Source organism: Thermocrispum municipale DSM 44069 (assembly GCF_000427825.1).
GTDB classification, from domain to species: Bacteria; Actinomycetota; Actinomycetes; order Mycobacteriales; family Pseudonocardiaceae; genus Thermocrispum; species Thermocrispum municipale.
Genome location: NZ_ATYT01000015.1, coordinates 34,142 through 50,129, shown reverse-complemented (window position 1 = coordinate 50,129; position 15,988 = coordinate 34,142). Strand labels below are relative to the sequence as shown.

General features: G+C 70.3%; 15 protein-coding genes. 8 read left to right on the top strand and 7 right to left on the bottom strand.

Annotation, left to right across the window (positions count from 1 at the left end; all coding sequences use genetic code 11):
• Window positions 1–70 precede the first annotated feature (70 nt).
• The 3 genes from YWM_RS0113555 to YWM_RS0113545 are packed head-to-tail and all read left to right on the top strand — an operon-like array spanning window position 71 to window position 5,035.
• The gene (locus YWM_RS0113555; RefSeq protein ID WP_028851186.1) at window positions 71–1,372 is read left to right on the top strand and encodes a hypothetical protein; all 1,302 of its coding nucleotides are present in this window, start codon (window positions 71–73) and stop codon (window positions 1,370–1,372) included.
• 47 nt (window positions 1,373–1,419) lie between these two features.
• Window positions 1,420–3,936, top strand: coding sequence for a glycosyltransferase (locus YWM_RS0113550; RefSeq protein WP_028851185.1), 2,517 nt, complete (start codon window positions 1,420–1,422; stop codon window positions 3,934–3,936).
• Complete coding sequence (locus YWM_RS0113545; RefSeq protein WP_245566036.1) at window positions 3,929–5,035, top strand: glycosyltransferase family 4 protein; 1,107 nt, start codon at window positions 3,929–3,931, stop codon at window positions 5,033–5,035. The genes YWM_RS0113550 and YWM_RS0113545 overlap by 8 nt, the downstream gene beginning before the upstream one ends.
• Here the strand turns inward: YWM_RS0113545 and rfbD are convergent, their stop codons facing one another.
• Together rfbD and rfbB are read right to left on the bottom strand one after the other, a co-directional pair.
• The gene (gene rfbD, locus YWM_RS0113540; RefSeq protein ID WP_028851183.1) at window positions 5,036–5,947 is read right to left on the bottom strand and encodes a dTDP-4-dehydrorhamnose reductase; all 912 of its coding nucleotides are present in this window, start codon (window positions 5,945–5,947) and stop codon (window positions 5,036–5,038) included.
• A gap of 10 nt (window positions 5,948–5,957) precedes the next feature.
• Entirely contained in the window at window positions 5,958–6,947 is a 990-nt protein-coding gene (gene rfbB, locus YWM_RS0113535) for a dTDP-glucose 4,6-dehydratase (protein ID WP_028851182.1), read from the bottom strand.
• Between the two features lie 73 nt (window positions 6,948–7,020).
• Here rfbB and YWM_RS23615 point away from each other — a divergent pair, with 73 nt between their 5' ends.
• The 3 genes from YWM_RS23615 (at window position 7,021) to YWM_RS0113520 (ending at window position 9,680) form a co-directional block, all read left to right on the top strand.
• Complete coding sequence (locus YWM_RS23615; RefSeq protein WP_052344877.1) at window positions 7,021–8,172, top strand: LCP family protein; 1,152 nt, start codon at window positions 7,021–7,023, stop codon at window positions 8,170–8,172.
• Between the two features lie 115 nt (window positions 8,173–8,287).
• Complete coding sequence (locus tag YWM_RS0113525) at window positions 8,288–8,995, top strand: TIGR03089 family protein (RefSeq protein WP_028851181.1); 708 nt, start codon at window positions 8,288–8,290, stop codon at window positions 8,993–8,995.
• Between the two features lie 133 nt (window positions 8,996–9,128).
• The gene (locus YWM_RS0113520; RefSeq protein WP_028851180.1) at window positions 9,129–9,680 is read left to right on the top strand and encodes a hypothetical protein; all 552 of its coding nucleotides are present in this window, start codon (window positions 9,129–9,131) and stop codon (window positions 9,678–9,680) included.
• A 24-nt stretch (window positions 9,681–9,704) separates the two neighbouring features.
• Here the strand turns inward: YWM_RS0113520 and YWM_RS0113515 are convergent, their stop codons facing one another.
• Window positions 9,705–10,853 carry an acyl-CoA dehydrogenase family protein gene (locus YWM_RS0113515; protein ID WP_043661037.1) on the bottom strand — a complete coding sequence of 383 codons (1,149 nt, stop codon included), beginning with the start codon at window positions 10,851–10,853 and terminating at the stop codon, window positions 9,705–9,707.
• Window positions 10,854–11,005: 152 nt separating this feature from the next.
• Between YWM_RS0113515 and YWM_RS26895 the strand changes: the two genes are divergently transcribed.
• Both YWM_RS26895 and YWM_RS23610 read left to right on the top strand, forming a co-directional pair.
• Entirely contained in the window at window positions 11,006–11,263 is a 258-nt protein-coding gene (locus YWM_RS26895; RefSeq protein WP_245566035.1) for a hypothetical protein, read from the top strand.
• Complete coding sequence (locus tag YWM_RS23610; protein ID WP_245566034.1) at window positions 11,218–12,015, top strand: serine hydrolase; 798 nt, start codon at window positions 11,218–11,220, stop codon at window positions 12,013–12,015. The genes YWM_RS26895 and YWM_RS23610 overlap by 46 nt, the downstream gene beginning before the upstream one ends.
• A gap of 4 nt (window positions 12,016–12,019) precedes the next feature.
• Here YWM_RS23610 and purE read toward each other — a convergent pair whose 3' ends face one another.
• The 4 genes from purE to YWM_RS0113490 are packed head-to-tail and all read right to left on the bottom strand — an operon-like array spanning window position 12,020 to window position 15,795.
• Window positions 12,020–12,523 (bottom strand): 5-(carboxyamino)imidazole ribonucleotide mutase, encoded by a 504-nt coding sequence (gene purE / locus YWM_RS0113505; protein WP_028851178.1) that lies wholly within the window; start codon window positions 12,521–12,523, stop codon window positions 12,020–12,022.
• Between the two features lie 12 nt (window positions 12,524–12,535).
• Window positions 12,536–13,720: a 5-(carboxyamino)imidazole ribonucleotide synthase gene (locus YWM_RS0113500; protein WP_028851177.1), complete on the bottom strand. Its 1,185-nt coding sequence runs from the start codon at window positions 13,718–13,720 to the stop codon at window positions 12,536–12,538.
• A 13-nt stretch (window positions 13,721–13,733) separates the two neighbouring features.
• Window positions 13,734–14,909, bottom strand: coding sequence for a glycosyltransferase 87 family protein (locus tag YWM_RS23605; protein WP_156914772.1), 1,176 nt, complete (start codon window positions 14,907–14,909; stop codon window positions 13,734–13,736).
• 31 nt (window positions 14,910–14,940) lie between these two features.
• A complete protein-coding gene (locus YWM_RS0113490) occupies window positions 14,941–15,795 on the bottom strand; it encodes a GGDEF domain-containing protein (protein WP_084612398.1) in 855 nt (284 codons plus the stop codon).
• Window positions 15,796–15,988: the final 193 nt, after the last annotated feature.

Below are 15,988 nucleotides of genomic sequence, written 5' to 3'. Positions count from 1 at the left end.
ACAACCGACACCGGCGGGACGATCCGAGGGCGGAGGCCGCCACAACCCGGCGGCCGGAAAGGGATAGCCGATGACGCGCACCCGCATCGCACGAAGACTGGCCGTGGTGGCGGCGGCGGTCACCGCGACAACCGTGATCGCGTGGCCCGCACACGCCGCGTCGTGGACGCCGGCGGCCACGGTGTCCGCACCGGAAGGGGTGGCCGGCCAACAGCAGGTCGCCATCGACGGCTCCGGGACGGCGACCGTGGTGTGGGCGGAACGCCGCACGAACGACGTCGACGTGATCAAAGCGGCACGCCGCTCGCCCGGCGGGTCGTGGTCCTCAGCTGTGACATTGTCCAACAGCGAGCGCCATGCGGCGGAGCCTCAGGTGGTGGCGTCCGACAACGGAGCCGTGGTGGCGGCATGGGTGGAGGATGCGGCGGCGTCGCCGACCGACAGCCGCCGGATCATGGCCGCCACGCTGGGGGCGGGCGGCTCGTGGAACGCGGCGAAGGCGGTGTCGGCCGCCGGCGGGGTCAGCAGGCCGAGGCTGGCGGGCAACGCAGGCGGCGACGCCATCGTGATGTGGCACCAGCGCAACGGCCTGCGCACGTCGCGGCTCAACGCCGGGGACACCACCTGGGCCACGCCGCAGGCCGTCTCGGCGTCGGGCAGGCAGCACGACATCGCCATGGCCACGACGGGGGTGGCCTACGCGACGTGGAAGGACGCCGACGGCGAGGGCATCGACCGAGTGAAAGCCGCCCGCGCCACACCGAACGGGTCGTGGGAGTCCGCCGCGACGTTGTCCCGGTCCGATCGGCACGGCGAGGAACCCGCGGTCGCGGTGGACGACAACGGCAACGCGCAAGTGCTGTGGGTCTTGCGCAGTTCGCGGCGGGTGGTGCAGGCCGCGCAGCGCACCGGAACCGGTAGCTGGACGGCCGCGCAGTCGTTGTCCGACCTGGCGCGCAATGCGGTGAAGCCCGAGGTCGCGCTGGACGCCGAAGGCAACGCGGTCGCCGTGTGGCAGATCAACCTCGACTCCACGGCGTCCGCGGTCGCGGCGGCGACGCGCACGACAGGCGGCACGTGGAGCGCGCCGCAGGAACTGACCGCGGCAGGCGCCAGCCCCCAGGTCGGCATCGACGACGAGCGCAACGCGCACGTGGTGTGGCTGGTCAACGCACGCTCCGACAGCGCCGATGACCGGGTCGAGGCGATGGTCCGGCCTCCGGCAGGCGTGTGGTCCGGGCCCGACACGGTGGCCGCGGAAAGTCACATGTGGAGCGTCGCGCTGGCCGTCAACGGGGACGGACAAGCCGCCGCGGCCTGGCGGCAGACCGAGTCGGACTTCAGCAGGGTCCGGGCGTCCGCCACGGAGTGAGCTCCGGCTAATCTTCGGGGCACCATCCGGGCGAGAAGGGAGCCTTCGTGGCGCAGGCCGATCCGCTGCTCTCGGTCGTCGTGGTCAATTTCCGCCGCGCGGCCGACACCCTGCACTGCCTCGAGCGGATCACCGCCGACCTGGACTACCCCGAGCTCGAAGTCATCTGCGTGGACAACGCCTCCGGCGGCACGGACGCCGACCAGCTCACCGCGGCGGCCAAGCAGCTGCCCGGGGTGCGGGTGGTGCGTTCGGAGGTCAACCGGGGCTTCGCGGGCGGCTGCAACCTCGGCGCGCGACACGCCAAGGGCAGCGTGCTGGCGTTTCTGAACAACGACGCGCGGCCGGACCGGAATTGGGCTCGTGCCGCCGTCGACGTGCTCAAGGCCGAGCCGACCGTGGCCGCCGTGGCCAGCAAGGTGCTCGATTCCGACGGCACCCACGTCGACTTCGTCGACGCCGGGCTGACCTGGTTCGGCATGGGCTACAAGCGACACGCCGGACGCCCGGTGGCCGAAGTGCCCGCCGAGGAGCTCGACCAGGCCAAGGACGTGCTGTTCGCGACCGGATCGGCGATGTTCGTGCGCGCGTCGGTGTTCGCCGAGGTCGGCGGCTTCGACGAGCGGATGTTCATGTTCTACGAGGACGTGGACCTCGGCTGGCGGTTGAACCTGCTGGGCTGGAGAGTGTGCTACGAGCCGGCGTCGGTGGCCTACCACGAGCACCACGGCACGATGAACGCGCTGGACAAGCCGGAGTCCGGCAGGGAGACGTTCCTGCTCGAGCGCAACGCGTTGGCTGCGCTCTACAAGAACCTGTCGGACGAGACGCTGGCTCGTGCCCTGCCCGCGGCGCTCGCGCTGGCCGTGCGGCGTGCGACGGCTCGGGGCGAACTGGACGCCACGCAGCTCGATCTCGCCGCGGGGGTCACGCCGCCGGAGACCTCCCCGGTGCCGATCCCCCGCACCACGCTCGCCGGGGTGCTGGCCATCGACCAGTTCGTCGAGCAGCTGCCCGAGCTGCAGCGGGAGCGTGAGCGGGTGCAGGCGAGCCGGACCCGCTCCGACGCCGACCTGCTGCCGCTGCTGCGCAAGGCGCTCGAGCCCGCCTACCCACTTCCGCGTTATCTCGCCGCGCACGACATCCTGACCGAGGTCTTCGGCATCGCCGGCGCGTTCGGTCACCGCCGCAAGGTGCTGGTCATCACCGGCGACGCGATCTCCGGGCGGATGGCCGGGCCGGCGATCCGGGCGTGGAACATCGCGCGCATCCTCTCCGCCGAGCACGACGTCCGGCTGGTCACGGTCAATCCGGCGAACGCACTCGACGAGCTCCCCGCCACCGAATTCACCGTCGCCGAAGCCCGGCACCGCGACCTCGCCGAGCCGATCGCGTGGGCCGAGATCGTGGTGCTGCAGGGCCACGTGCTGGAGATGGCCCCGGCGCTCAAGGAGCGGCACAACGGCAAGATCGTGGTCTGCGACCTGTACGACCCGATGCACCTCGAGCTGCTCGAACAGTCCAAGGACACCCCGGACGACCGGCGGGCGGCCGACGTCGCCGGGGTGACCAGGGTGCTGGACGCGCAACTGGAGCGCGGCGACTTCTTCCTGTGCGCCTCCGAGCGTCAGCGGCATTTGTGGCTCGGCCATCTCGCGGCGATCGGCAGGCTCACGCCGCGGCTCTACGACGCCGACCCGACGACCCAGTCGTTGCTGGCCGTGGTGCCGTTCGGGCTGCCGGAGCAGCCGCCGCGACGAACCGGGCCCGGACTGCGCGCCACCATCGACGGAATCTCCGACACCGACCACGTGATCATCTGGGCGGGCGGTGTCTACAGCTGGTTCGATCCGCTGACGCTGATCCGGGCGGTCGACCGGCTGCGCGAGCGGCGCGGCGACGTGCGGCTGGTCTTCCTCGGCATGAAGCACCCCAACCCCGAGGTCGGCGAGATGTCCATCGCGGCCCGCAGCGTGCGACTGGCCGACGAGCTCGGGCTCACCGGCAAGCACGTGTTCTTCAACCAGCAGTGGGTGCCGTACGCGGAGCGGCAGAACTGGCTGCTGGACGCCAACTGCGGCGTCACCACGCACTACCAGCACGTGGAGACCACGTTCGCGTTCCGCACCCGAGTGCTGGACTACCTGTGGGCCGGGCTGCCGATCGTCACCACGGACGGTGACGCGTTCGCCGACCTGGTGCGAGCCGAGGGGCTCGGTGTGGTGGTCCCGCCGGAGGACCCCCATGCGCTGGCCGAGGCGTTGGAGAAGTGCCTGTACGACGCGGAGTTCGCCGCAGGCTGCACCGAGCGGATGGCCGCGGTGGCGCAGCGGTACACCTGGCCGGAGGCGCTGCGGCCGCTGGTGGAGTTCTGCCGCGACCCGCGCCCGGCCGCCGACCGGCTGCCCGGCTCGGCCGATCTGACCGTCGAACCGAAGCCGCGCGGCCGCGAGCGCATCCGCCGCGACGTCGCACTGGCCCGCGAGTACCTCGCCGCGGGCGGAGTCACCGAACTCGGCCGACGAGTGGCCGGACGGCTGCGTAAGGTCATCAGACGTGGCTAGGTCGGCACAGCCCGCGTCCGAGCCGGAAGCGACCCCGCTGCGGGTCTTGTTCGACGGCACCCCCTTGCTCGGTGAACGCACCGGCGTCGGACGCTACACCGTCTCGTTGTCCGAAGAGCTGGCCTCGATGCCCGAGGTGCGCTCGCGCGGCGTGGCGTTCACGCTGCGCGGTTGGCGGAAGCTGCGGCGGGTGCTGCCGCACGGCGTCACCGCCGCAGGGATGCCGGTGCCTGCCCGTGCGCTGCGCGCGGCGTGGAAGCGGAGCCGCTTCCCACCGGTCGAGCTGTTCGCCGGCCCTGCCGATGTGGTGCACGGGACGAACTTCGTCCTGCCCGGCACGTTGCGCGCCGCCGGTGTGGTGACCATCCACGACCTCGCGTTCCTCGACCGACCCGAATCCGCAGGCGAAAGCGACCTGCCGCAGCTGGTGCGGGTCAGCGCACGCCGCGCCAAGGCGATCTGCACGCCGACCGCGGCCGTCGCCGACCAGGTCGCCGAACGCCTCGAGGTCGCCCGGGACAAGATCGTGGTGACCCCGCTGGGCGTCGACCCGTCGTGGTTCACCGCGCGCCCACCCGGCGAGCAGCTGCGCCGGCGCTTGTCGCTGCCCCCGAAGTACCTGCTGTTCGTCGGCGCCGCGGGCCCACGCAAGGGGCTGCGCTGGCTGTCCAAGGCGCACCAGGCCGACCCCGGGTTGCCGCCGCTGGTCTACATCGGCCCTGGCGTGTTCGAGTCGTCGCCGCGCTCACAGCACGCCGGGTACATCTCCGACGTCGACCTGCGCAGTGTCATGGCCGGGGCGAGCGCGTTGGTGCTGCCGTCGCGCGACGAAGGTTTCGGGCTGCCGGTGTTGGAGGCAATGGCGTGCGACGTCCCGGTCGTCTGCACCGACGTCCCCGCGCTGCGGGAAGTGTCCGGCGGGCATGCCGAGCTGGTGCCGTACGGGGACGTGGACGCCTTGATCGCGGCGATGAACACGGCAGTGTCCGACTCGCACTCGCCCGAAGCGTCGGTGGCGCGCCGGGCCCACGCCGCGACGTACACCTGGCGAAGGTGCGCCGAGCTGACCGTGCAGGCCTACCGCAAGGCCGTCGGCTGACTACTCGCGGATCGCGTCGCCGTGCTCGCGCACGTACGCGGCCAACGCCTCACGCCACTCGGGCAGCGGGTCGAGACCGGCGTCCAGCCACGACTTCGGCGAGAGCACCGAGCGCGCCGGCCGGGGTGCGGGACGCGGGAAATCCTCCGTCGAGCACGGCTGCACCCGCTCCGGATCGGCGCCCAGCTCCTCGAAGATCGCCCGGGCGAAGCCGAACCACGTGGTGCTGCCTTGGCACGTGCAGTGCAACGTCCGCTGCGGCGGGCCCTCTCCGGTGACGATGCGCTCGCCGAGTTGCAGCAACCCGCGCGCCAGCGCCTTCGCCGACGTCGGTGACCCGTGCTGGTCGTCGACCACGCGGATGGTTTCCTTCTCGCGCTCCAGCCGGGCGATGGTGTGCACGAAGTTCGAGCCGCCGACGCCGTAGACCCAGGCAGTGCGCACGACCCAGGCGTCGGCACCGGAGTTCATCACCGCGACCTCGCCTGCCGCCTTGGTGCGGCCGTAGGCGCTACGCGGGGACAACGGGTCGTCCGGCTCGTACGGCCGGTCGGTCTCGCCGGAGAAGACGTAGTCGGTCGACACGTGCACCAGCGGCACCTGAGCCGATGTGCACGCCGCGGCCAGCAGCCTCGGGCCGTCTGCGTTGACCGCGAAAGCCTTGCGCTCGGCCGTCTCGGCGGCATCGACCGCGGTGTAAGCGGCCGCGTTGATCACCAGCGGTCGAGCCTGGCGTCGGCGGGCCCGCTCGGCCAGCTCGCGCACGGCGGACACGACCTGGCTCGCGCTGGTGACGTCGAGTTGGGCGCTGCCAGGGGCGAGCACCTCGGCGCCCGCTTGCCGCGCTTGCTTGTCCAGCTCTTGTCCCAGTTGCCCGGTTCCGCCCGGGACCAGCAGCGTCAGTGCCTGCATGCGGTCGCCTTCATCCGTCCAGCCCTGCACGTTTGCGCAACGGTTCCCACCAGCTTCGGTTGTCGACGTACCAGCGCACGGTGGTGGCCAGTCCTTCGGTGAACGGCACCGCGGGACGATACCCCAACTCCGAGCTGATCTTGCTGATGTCGACCGAGTAGCGGCGGTCGTGACCCTTGCGGTCGGTCACGTATTCCACCATGTCCCAGTCGGCACCGACAGCCTCCAGCAGCAGGCCGGTCAGCTGCTTGTTGCTCAGCTCGGTCCCGCCGCCGATGTTGTAGACCTCGCCGGGGCGGCCGCCGTCGAGCACCAGCTGGATTCCCCGGCAGTGGTCGTCGACATGCAACCAGTCGCGCACGTTGCCGCCGTCGCCGTACAGCGGCACCGGCTTGCCGTTGAGCAGGTTGGTCACGAACAACGGGATGACCTTTTCCGGGTATTGGTACGGCCCGTAGTTGTTCGAGCAGCGGGTGATGCACACCGGCAAGCCGTGCGTGCGGTGGTAGGCGCGGGCCAGCAGGTCGGACGACGCCTTGGACGCCGAGTACGGCGAGTTCGGCTCGAGCGGGTGGTCCTCCGGCCACGAGCCCTGCTCGATGGAGCCGTACACCTCGTCGGTGGAGACGTGCACGAACCGGCCGACCTCGGCCTCCAGCGCTGCTTGCAGCAGTGTCTGAGTGCCCAGCACGTTGGTGGAGACGAACTCCGCGGCGCCGTCGATCGAGCGGTCGACGTGGGACTCCGCAGCGAAGTGCACCACGGCGTCCGCGCCACGCAGCACCCGGCGGACCAGCTCGCCGTCGCGGATGTCACCGCGCACGAACTCCAGCCGTTCGGAGTCGGCCACCGGCGCGAGGTTCTCCTCGTTGCCCGCGTAGGTGAGCTTGTCCAGCACCACGATCCGCGCATCGGCCAAGGACTCGTAGGCGCCGCTGAGCGCCTGACGTACGTAGTGCGAGCCGATGAACCCGGCACCGCCTGTGACGACCACCCGCATGCATACCTCCAACCGCGCGACAGTCTAGGGATAGCTCCACACGATCGCGTTCGGCCTGGTTCACTATTGCCTGATGAAATCGATGGTGAGGCGGGCGTGGAACCTGGTGATCGCCGTCTTGTCCGTCGCCACCATCGTGGCGGCGGGCTACACGTACCTGAAAGTGGACGATTTCCGCGAGGGCGTCACCAGCAGCCCGTCGCTGGAGGACATCCCCAACGCCCCACCGACCGATGACGGCGCGGAGGACATCCTGCTGGTCGGCTCGGACAGCCGCACCGACGCGCAGGGCCGTCCGCTCTCACCGGCGATGCTGCGCAAACTGCGCACCGAGGCCTCCACCGGCGTCAACACCGACACGTTGATCATTTTGCGCTTCCCACGGGACGGCGGGTCGCCGCGCGCGGTCTCGATCCCGCGGGACAGCTGGGTGAACGTGCCGACGGGCGGCAAAGCCAAGATCAACTCGGCGTTCAACACCGCGAAAGTGGCCGAGGCCGCGCGGCTCCGTCAGCGCGGCGGCATGAGCCGGGCACAGATCGAGCGGGCCTCCGACGAGCGCGGCCGCAAGGCGCTGATCCAGACCGTGCAGGACTTCACCAAGGTGCGCATCGACCACTACGCCGAGGTCAGCCTGCTCGGGTTCTACCTGCTCACCGAGGCCCTCGGCGGTGTCGAGGTGTGCTTGGCCGCGGCGACGTCGGATGCCGACTCCGGCGCGAACTTCCGTGCGGGGCGGCAGACGATCAGCGGCGGCGAGGCGCTGTCGTACGTGCGGCAACGCAAGAACCTGCCGCGTGGCGACCTGGACCGGATCGTCCGGCAGCAGACGTTCCTGGCATCCGCGCTGCACAAGGTGCTGTCCACCGACACGCTGACCGACAACCGCAAGCTGCGGAAGCTGGTGGATGCCGTGCGGCGGTCCGTGGTGCTCGACGAGGACCTGGACATCCTGGAGTTCGCCCGCAAGGCTCGCGGCCTGTCGTCCGGGCAGGTCAAGTTCGTCACCATCCCGGTGGAGAACATCGCGGGCACCAGCCCGGACGGCAAGCAGAGCATCGTGGTGGTCGACGCGAACAAGGTGCGGAAGTTCATCCGCGACCTGATCAAGCCGAAAGCCGGTCATCGGTCGAGCGGCGGTGGCAGTTCGCCGGGGGCGGCGTTCGGCGTTCAGCAGCAGGACAACGACCCGATCCGCGGCGGCCGCGCGCCTTGCGTCAACTAGGCGCCACCCTCGGCAGCGGCTCGGCCGCACCCAGCCACCCCACCGCCCGAGCTGGCGCAGTTCGCGAACGTGCGCGGCGCGCCCCGCGCCCCACCCGTCCGGTTAGGGTGCAAGTGTGAACATCACCGAGACCCTGCTCGGCCCGCTACTGTCGTCCTCCCCTGCCCGCCCGCTGCTGACGCACTACGACGACGCGGCGCAGACCCGCATCGAGCTGTCCGGCGCGACGCTGGCGAACTGGGCGGCCAAGACGGCCAATTGGCTGGTCGAGGAGTTCGACGTGGAGGTCGGCGACCCGGTGTGCGTGCGGCTGCCGACGCACTGGCAGACCGCAGGCGTGCTGCTCGGCGCCTTCTGGGCCGGCGCCCACGTGGTCACCGATCCGCAGGACGCCCGCGTCGTGTTCGTGCCGCCGGGCGAGCACGACTTCGCCGCTCCGCAGGCCGTCGTCGCCCTGGACCCGCTCGGCCGCGGCGTGCCGGGTGGTGTGGCAGCGCCCGCTTTGGACTACCTGGCCGAGTCTCGCGTGTGCGGGGATGTCTTCACTCCGATGGAATCCGTACCCGACGACTCCCCCGCGCTGGAAGATCTGACCGCGGAGCGGGTGCTTGCCGCGGCGCGCAAGCACGCCGACGACACGGGCTTGCACCCGCAGAGCAGACTGCTGTCGACGATCGACTGGACACTGCCCGACGGCCTGCTGCGTGGGCTGCTGGCACCACTGGCCGCCGGTGCCTCCGTCGTGCAGATCACCGACGCGAACCCGGAGAAGCTCGACTCCCGCCGGGAAACCGAGCGCACCACCGTGGATTTGCTCGGCTGACATCACCGCAGGTGCCGTGCGTCACGCGCACGGTCACGATCCGGCATCACGCGTGACGATCAAGGCCGGGCCCACGATGCAGGGAAGGACGAGCGGCATCCCGCTCGGATTCACTCACGCTCGAGGACTTCCCATGACCCTGCCCGTGCCGCCTGCCTACCCCCAGCCGACGCCACTGCCCCGGCGGCGCGTCGTGCCGCTCAACGTCGTGATCTTCATCGTCATCGTGTCCGTCGTGGTCACGGCGCTGGTCACCGGCCTGCTCGTGCGCGGCCTGGGCGACTCGGCTGATTCGTCCTCGACGACTTCGAACTCGTCGGCATCCGGACCTCAGGCGGCAGCTCCGCCGATCGACTACAGCGCCGAACCCGAGCCGGAGCCCGAGGTCGTACCGTTCACGCCGAAGGACTTCAAGCTCAGCGTGAAGGTGCTGTCGAAGGAATGCTTCGACTCCTACGGATGCAACGTGACCTTCCGCATCATCCCCGAGTACGTCGGCAGTGCGCTCGACTTCGAAGAGCGCACAGCCGAAATCTCCTATCGGGTCACCGGGATGGAGAACGAGGCCACCAACACGTTCACGATGACCAACGGCGAGTACTACAAGTACGAGCTGGAGCACTTCGGCACTGTGCCGACGTCGTCGGCCAAGATCTCCGCGAAGGTCACCGAGGTCACCGAGTAGCGCCCCGGCGGGCCCGCGCGCTGCCTACTTGAGCAGCGAGCGGGCCATCACCAGCCGCTGGATCTGGTTGGTGCCCTCGTAGATCTGCGTGATCTTGGCGTCGCGCATCATCCGCTCCACCGGGAAGTCCCGGGTGTAGCCCGCGCCGCCGAAGATCTGCACCGCGTCGGTGGTGATCTCCATCGCCGCGTCCGAGGCGAACGTCTTGGCCGCGCTGGAGGCGAACGACGCATCCGGCTCGCCGCGTTCGACCTTGGCCGCCGCCGCGTACACCAGGTGCCTGGCCGCCTCCACCTTCATCGCCATGTCGGCGAGCATGAACTGGATGGCCTGGAAGTCGGCGATCGCCTTGCCGAACTGCTTGCGCTCCTTGGCGTAGGCCACGGCCGCGTCCAGCGCGCCCTGCGCGATGCCCAGTGCCTGCGCGCCGATCGAGTGCCGGGTGTGGTCCAGCGTGGTGAACGCCAGCTTCAACCCCTGCCCCGGCTCACCGATGATCCGGTCCTCCGGGATCGTGCAGTTCTCGAAGTAGATCTCGTTCGTCGGCGACCCTTTGATGCCGAGCTTGCGTTCCTTCGGGCCGACCACGAAGCCCGGGTCGTCCTTGTGCACCGCGAACGCGGAGATGCCCCTGGCCGGGCTGGGAGCGTCCGGATCGGTCACCGCCATGACCGTGAACCAGTCCGACATGGCCGCGTTGGTGATCCAGCACTTGGTGCCGTTGAGCACCCAGGTGTTGCCGTCCTTCACCGCGCGCGTGCGCATCGATGCGGGGTCCGAGCCTGCCTCGCGCTCGGACAGCGCGTACGACGCCATCGAGCCCGCGGCGACGTCGCCGAGAACCTTCTTCTTCAGCTCCTCGGACCCGCCGAGGATGATGTTCATGGTGCCGAGCTTGTTCACCGCCGGGATCAGCGACGAGGACGCGCACACCCGCGCGACCTCCTCGATCACGATGTCGGTGGCGATCGCGTCGGCCCCTTGGCCGCCGTAGGCCTCCGGGATGTGCACCGCGGCGAAGCCCGCTTTGGTCAGCGCATCGCGCGCCTCGGTCGGGTAGCGCTCCTGCTCGTCGACATCGGCCGCGTACGGCGCGATCTCCTTCTCCGCGAGCGACCGCACGGCGGCACGCAATTCCTCGTGCTCCTCGGCAAGCCGGTACAGCTCGGACACCTGAACCTCCTGTTGCCACCAACATGGCCCGCGGCGGGTTGCCGCCCCCTAAGGCTATCGGCCGATTAGTAGGACGTCCTAGGAAGTATTCGTGAAGCTCCTCACCGCTAGCATGCTCGCCACCCGCTTGATCGACACAGAGAGTTGACTTCATGACGTTCACCATGACCCGCCGCAAGGCTCTCGGCTTCGGCGGAACGCTGGCAGGGGGCACCCTGCTGGGGACCGGCCTCGCGGTGGCGGACGCACTGAACTCCACCGAACCCGCGGACAAGATCGCCAACACCTACGCCAAGGTCACCGAGGCGGCAGGCGGCACATGGTCGTCGATGATCTCCCTCAACGAGGGGGCGCGGTCCGCGAAGTGGTGCTCGCCGAACCCGACCGCGTCGTCGAGGCCTACAGCGTGAACAAGATCCCGGTCGCGGTCGCCGTGCTGGACAAGATCGACCGCGGCGAACTCACGCTCGACCAACGGGTCGAGGTCACCGAGGACATCGTCGTCGACGACACCGACGGCATCTTCGGGTTGGACGGCGCCTACCCGTCGTCGGTCACCCTCGGTCACACCCTGGCCACCATGCTCACCGTCTCGGACAACACGTGCGTGCGGCTGTGCGGGCTGGTGTGCCCGGCGCGGGAACTCAACGAGATCCTGCGCAGCAAGGGCTTCGAGCACACCCAGGTCGACCCGGTGGAGAACCCGAACCGGTTCTTCCTCGGCAAGACCACGCCCCGGGAGACGCACACGCTGCTGCAGAAGCTGGTCGCCGGCGAGCTGCTGTCCGAGGAGTCCACCACGTACCTGCTCACCGTGCTGCGCTCGCTGACCGCGTTCACCGACGGCTTCCGCCTGCGACTGACCTCGCCGGAGCGGCTGCGGGTGGCCACCAAGGCGGGCTGGTTCGCCGACGGCCGCAACGAGGCGGGCGTCGGGTTCAGCCAGGACGGAGTACCCCAGGCCACCTACGCGCTGTTCGCCTCGGGCACGTTCACCGGTGGCGAAGCGGTCGACGAAGACTTCGGCGCGACTCACCCGGCGGTGCAAGCTCGCGCCGAGCTGGGCCGGGTCGTGCTGGACGCGGTCGCCGCCGTGCCGACCCAGCGCACGTCCGCCAACCGCTACCCGGCGCCGGAATACCGCCCGTCCAACGGCGGCTGAGGCGTCAGCCGAGCGACTCGCGCAGCTTGGCGTCCTTGTCCAGGACCAACTGCTCGAGGTCGCGCTGGAACTGCGCCATGCGTTCGCGCAGCGCCGGGTCCGATGCGGCCAACATCCGCACCGCGAGCAGCCCGGCGTTGCGCGCCCCGCCGACCGAGACGGTGGCGACCGGAACTCCGGCAGGCATCTGCACGATCGACAGCAGCGAGTCCAAGCCGTCCAGGTGCCGCAGCGGGACCGGCACCCCGATCACCGGCAGCACGGTGGCGGAGGCGACCATCCCCGGCAGGTGCGCCGCACCTCCGGCCCCGGCGATGATCACCTTGAGGCCGCGGTCGGCGGCGCCCGCGGCGTAGTCGAGCATTCGCTGCGGTGTGCGGTGCGCGGAGTACACGCCGACCTCGTAGGCCACGCCGAACTCGTCCAGCGCATCGCCTGCGGCCTTGAGCACGGGCCAGTCCGAGTCGCTGCCCATGATCACGCCGACCGACGGCTGAGCTGCCTGCATAACGCGTTCTCCTTAGTGGATCTGGTAGCCGTCGAGCCACACGGCGTGCGACAGCCAGTGCGCGGCGAGCCGACCGCGCTCCCGCAGCGTCTCGAGATCGTCGCCGAGAAAGTTCACGTGTCCGAGCTTGCGACCGGGTCGCTCTTCCTTGCCGTACAGGTGCACCCGTGCGGTCGGGAACCGGGCGAAAAGGTGGTGCAGCCGCTCGTCCGGGCTCATCGCGGGCGACTTGGGCGCACCGAGCACATTGGCCATGACACAGACCGGGGCGAGCGGATCGGTCGCCCCGAGCGGGTAGTCCAGCACCGCGCGCAGGTGCTGTTCGAACTGCGACGTGCTGGAGCCGTCCATCGTCCAGTGGCCGGAGTTGTGCGGCCGCATCGCCAGCTCGTTGACCAGCACACCGGAGTCGGTCTCGAACAGCTCGACGGCCAGGACGCCGACCACCCCGAGGTCCTCGGCGATCCGCAGCGCGAGTTCCTGGGCGTCGTGGGCGGTGTCGACGGACAGCCCCGGCGCGGGGGCGAGCACCTCGGTGTTGATGCCGTCGCGCTGGACGGTCTCCACCACCGGCCACGCCGCACCTTGACCGAACGGGGAGCGGGCGACCAGCGCGGACAACTCGCGCCGCATGGCCACCCTCTTCTCCACCAGCAGCGGGGTGCCCGCGTCCAGCAGCTCGGTGACCAGCTCGTCGGACTCCTGCGGCGAGTCGAGCATCCACACGCCACGGCCGTCGTAGCCACCGCGCGCGGCCTTGAGCACCACCGGCCAGCCGTGCTGCTCACCGAAGCGACGCACGTCGTCCGGGTCGGCGACGGCGGCGAACGGCGGCACCGGACAGCCTGCCTCGGCAAGTCGCCTGCGCATGCGGAGCTTGTCCTGCGCGTGCAGCAACGCGTCCGGGCCAGGGCGCACGACCACACCGGCGTCGACCAGCTGGCGCAGGTGTTCGTTGGGCACGTGCTCGTGATCGAAAGTCAGCACGTCGACGCCGGAGGCGAACGACATCAGCGCGTCGAGATCGGTGTGGTGTCCCTGCACCACCTTGCCCGCGACCAGTCCGGCGGAGTCGTTCTCGCCCGCCGCCAGCACGTGCAGGGATTGCCCGAGAGCGATTGCCGCCTGGTGGGTCATCCTGGCCAGCTGCCCACCGCCGACCATGCCGACGATCGGCAGCCCAGTGTGTGCGTCCATGACGAGCAAAACCCTACCGTCGGCGCAGCAGCACGCCGCCGAGCACCAGCGGAACGTACAGGTACAGGTTGCCGAGCACGTGGTCGACGATCGACCAGCCGAGGTCCGGGTCGCGGCCGCCGGGCAGCCAAAGCAGCAGGTAGCTGGCGAAGACCACGGTCAGTGCCGCGGTCACCCACCACCGCGCCCGCACGAGGAGCACGATCAGCAGTGGCACCGCCCACACCCAGTGGTGCGTCCAGGAGACCGGGGAGATCAGCAGGCCGTAGAACGCGGTCACCAGCAGCGCGGGCAGCGGTTCACCGCGCAGCTGGAACCGGCGCATGAGCAGCACGGCGGGCGGGGCGAGCACCAGTCCGACCGCGAGCGCGGCGAGCAGCGACCACGAAGCGCCGTCGGTCAACCGGAGGACCAGGCCGTTGAGCGCCTGGTTGTCCGACCAGTGGATGGTCCCGATCCGCTTGGGGTCGTTGACCGCGTGCGTGAAGTAGCGGATCACGTCGTGCGGGCTGATGAGCAGCAACACCGCCTGCAGGCCGACGAACGTGAGCACCGAACGGACGGCGTCGCGCCAGCGGCCGATGAACACCAGGTGCGCCACGAAGATCAACGGCGTGAGCTTGACCGCGGAGGCCACGCCGATCAGCACCCCGCCCCATCGGCTGCCGCGTGCCCCGATGACCAGCACGTCGACCATCACCAGGGCCATCAGCACCAGGTTGATCTGGCCGAGCGAGATGGTGCGCCACACCGGTTCGAGCACGATCGCCGGCGCGGTCAGCACCACGGTGGCGGTGGCGGCGTTGGTGAAGAACCGCATGCCGACGGCGCGCAGGGTCAGCCACACCACCAGGGCAAGACACAGCACCGACAGCGCACCGAGCGCACCCCACGCCACCGGGATCGCCAGCGGCGCCAGCGGGACGAACAGCAGCGCCGCGGCGGGTGGATAGGTGAACGGCAGCAACGCCCAGTCGGGTTGGTACGCGGGCAGTGTGGGGGTGTCGTAGAGCGGATCGCCGTCCAGCAGCGTGTTGGCTCCTGCCCGGTACACCACGCTGTCCATGCCCAACGGCCACCCGGACAGCCACCCGACGATGCCTACCACCAGCGGCAACGCCGCCAGCAGCGCGATCAGCGCGACCGCGACACGGTGGGCGCGGAACCGGCGCTGCACGGGTGTGGACACGCAGCAAGATTAGGTCGTGCCTGCTACGGCGCTACGACCGGCTGATGGTGCTCAGCACCGCGCACGACTCGGCGTAGGTGGGCTGCAGCCGCACCGTGCCCAGCGAGGGCGGCTGCACGTTGCGCAGCTGCCGGTCCCCGTACAGCTGGGCGATGATCTCCCGCCGCACCGCGACCGCCCTGGTGGGCAACTGCTCGTCGCGTTCGGTCAGCACGGCCAACGTGGACGGGCCGAGGCACGCCACCGTCTCCCCGCCGTCGAACACCTTGCGCAACGCGTCCGCGGTCAAGATCATCACGGTGAGCCGCGACCAGCCCGCCATGTCGTTCAGGTTGATCGCGGCCCGCAGCAGGACGTAGTCCTCGGGCACCGAGCGTCCGGCGCGCGCCGCCGCCCGATACAGCTCCGCCAGCCTTGTCCGCAGGTAGGCCGCCGTCGGGAGCTCGGTCAGCGGGTCGGTCACCTCGGTGTTGGTCAGCTTGTCCAGCGCGACCTCGGCCCACGCGATCGCGGTGATCCGCAGCAGCCGCGACGGCGTCGCGTCGATGTCCGGCGTCACGAACCCGTCGGCGGCGTCGGGGTCGACCAGCACGGCGTGCAGCGCGGCCAGGTCCGCCAGCGTCTCGTCGAGCCCCGCTCCCGCCGCGGCGCGCGCCCGGCCCAGCCCGGACAGGACCTGGTCACTCGGGCCTTCGGTGAGCACCGCCGCGCACACCGCGTCGACCTCGGGCAAACCCCAGTCGCTGGGAAACCGCCATCCCGCGGCGAGGCTCGCGGTCCGCCAGCGGGCACGCAGCACACGCGAGTCGACACCGAGCGGTCGAGCCTCCGCCCGGCGCGGCTCGTCCGGAACGGAGGACGCGCCCAGGGCTGGCCCGTCTGTCACTGCATCGACCCCTTAGCTCCCCGTGGTCTCGTTCAGCGAAGTGACGGGCTCGTCCGCCTGCCGTGACGCCATTTCCCCGGCGAGAGTTCGTGAGGGTTGTTCACCTTCCGCACTACTCACGGTTACGCTTCCCAGCCTCATGGTGACGCGGCGGCGTTGGTCCGTCACACTGGTGCGCGGACGCCGTCACTGC

Coding starts and splice junctions, on each gene's coding strand:
- YWM_RS0113555 (WP_028851186.1), top strand. CDS start 71: ATGACGCGCACCCGCATCGCACGAAGACTGGCCGTGGTGGCGGCGGCG.
- rfbD (WP_028851183.1), bottom strand. CDS start 5,947: ATGCAGGCACTGACGCTGCTGGTCCCGGGCGGAACCGGGCAACTGGGA.
- rfbB (WP_028851182.1), bottom strand. CDS start 6,947: ATGCGGGTGGTCGTCACAGGCGGTGCCGGGTTCATCGGCTCGCACTAC.
- YWM_RS23615 (WP_052344877.1), top strand. CDS start 7,021: ATGAAATCGATGGTGAGGCGGGCGTGGAACCTGGTGATCGCCGTCTTG.
- YWM_RS0113520 (WP_028851180.1), top strand. CDS start 9,129: ATGACCCTGCCCGTGCCGCCTGCCTACCCCCAGCCGACGCCACTGCCC.
- YWM_RS26895 (WP_245566035.1), top strand. CDS start 11,006: ATGACGTTCACCATGACCCGCCGCAAGGCTCTCGGCTTCGGCGGAACG.
- purE (WP_028851178.1), bottom strand. CDS start 12,523: ATGCAGGCAGCTCAGCCGTCGGTCGGCGTGATCATGGGCAGCGACTCG.
- YWM_RS0113500 (WP_028851177.1), bottom strand. CDS start 13,720: ATGGACGCACACACTGGGCTGCCGATCGTCGGCATGGTCGGCGGTGGG.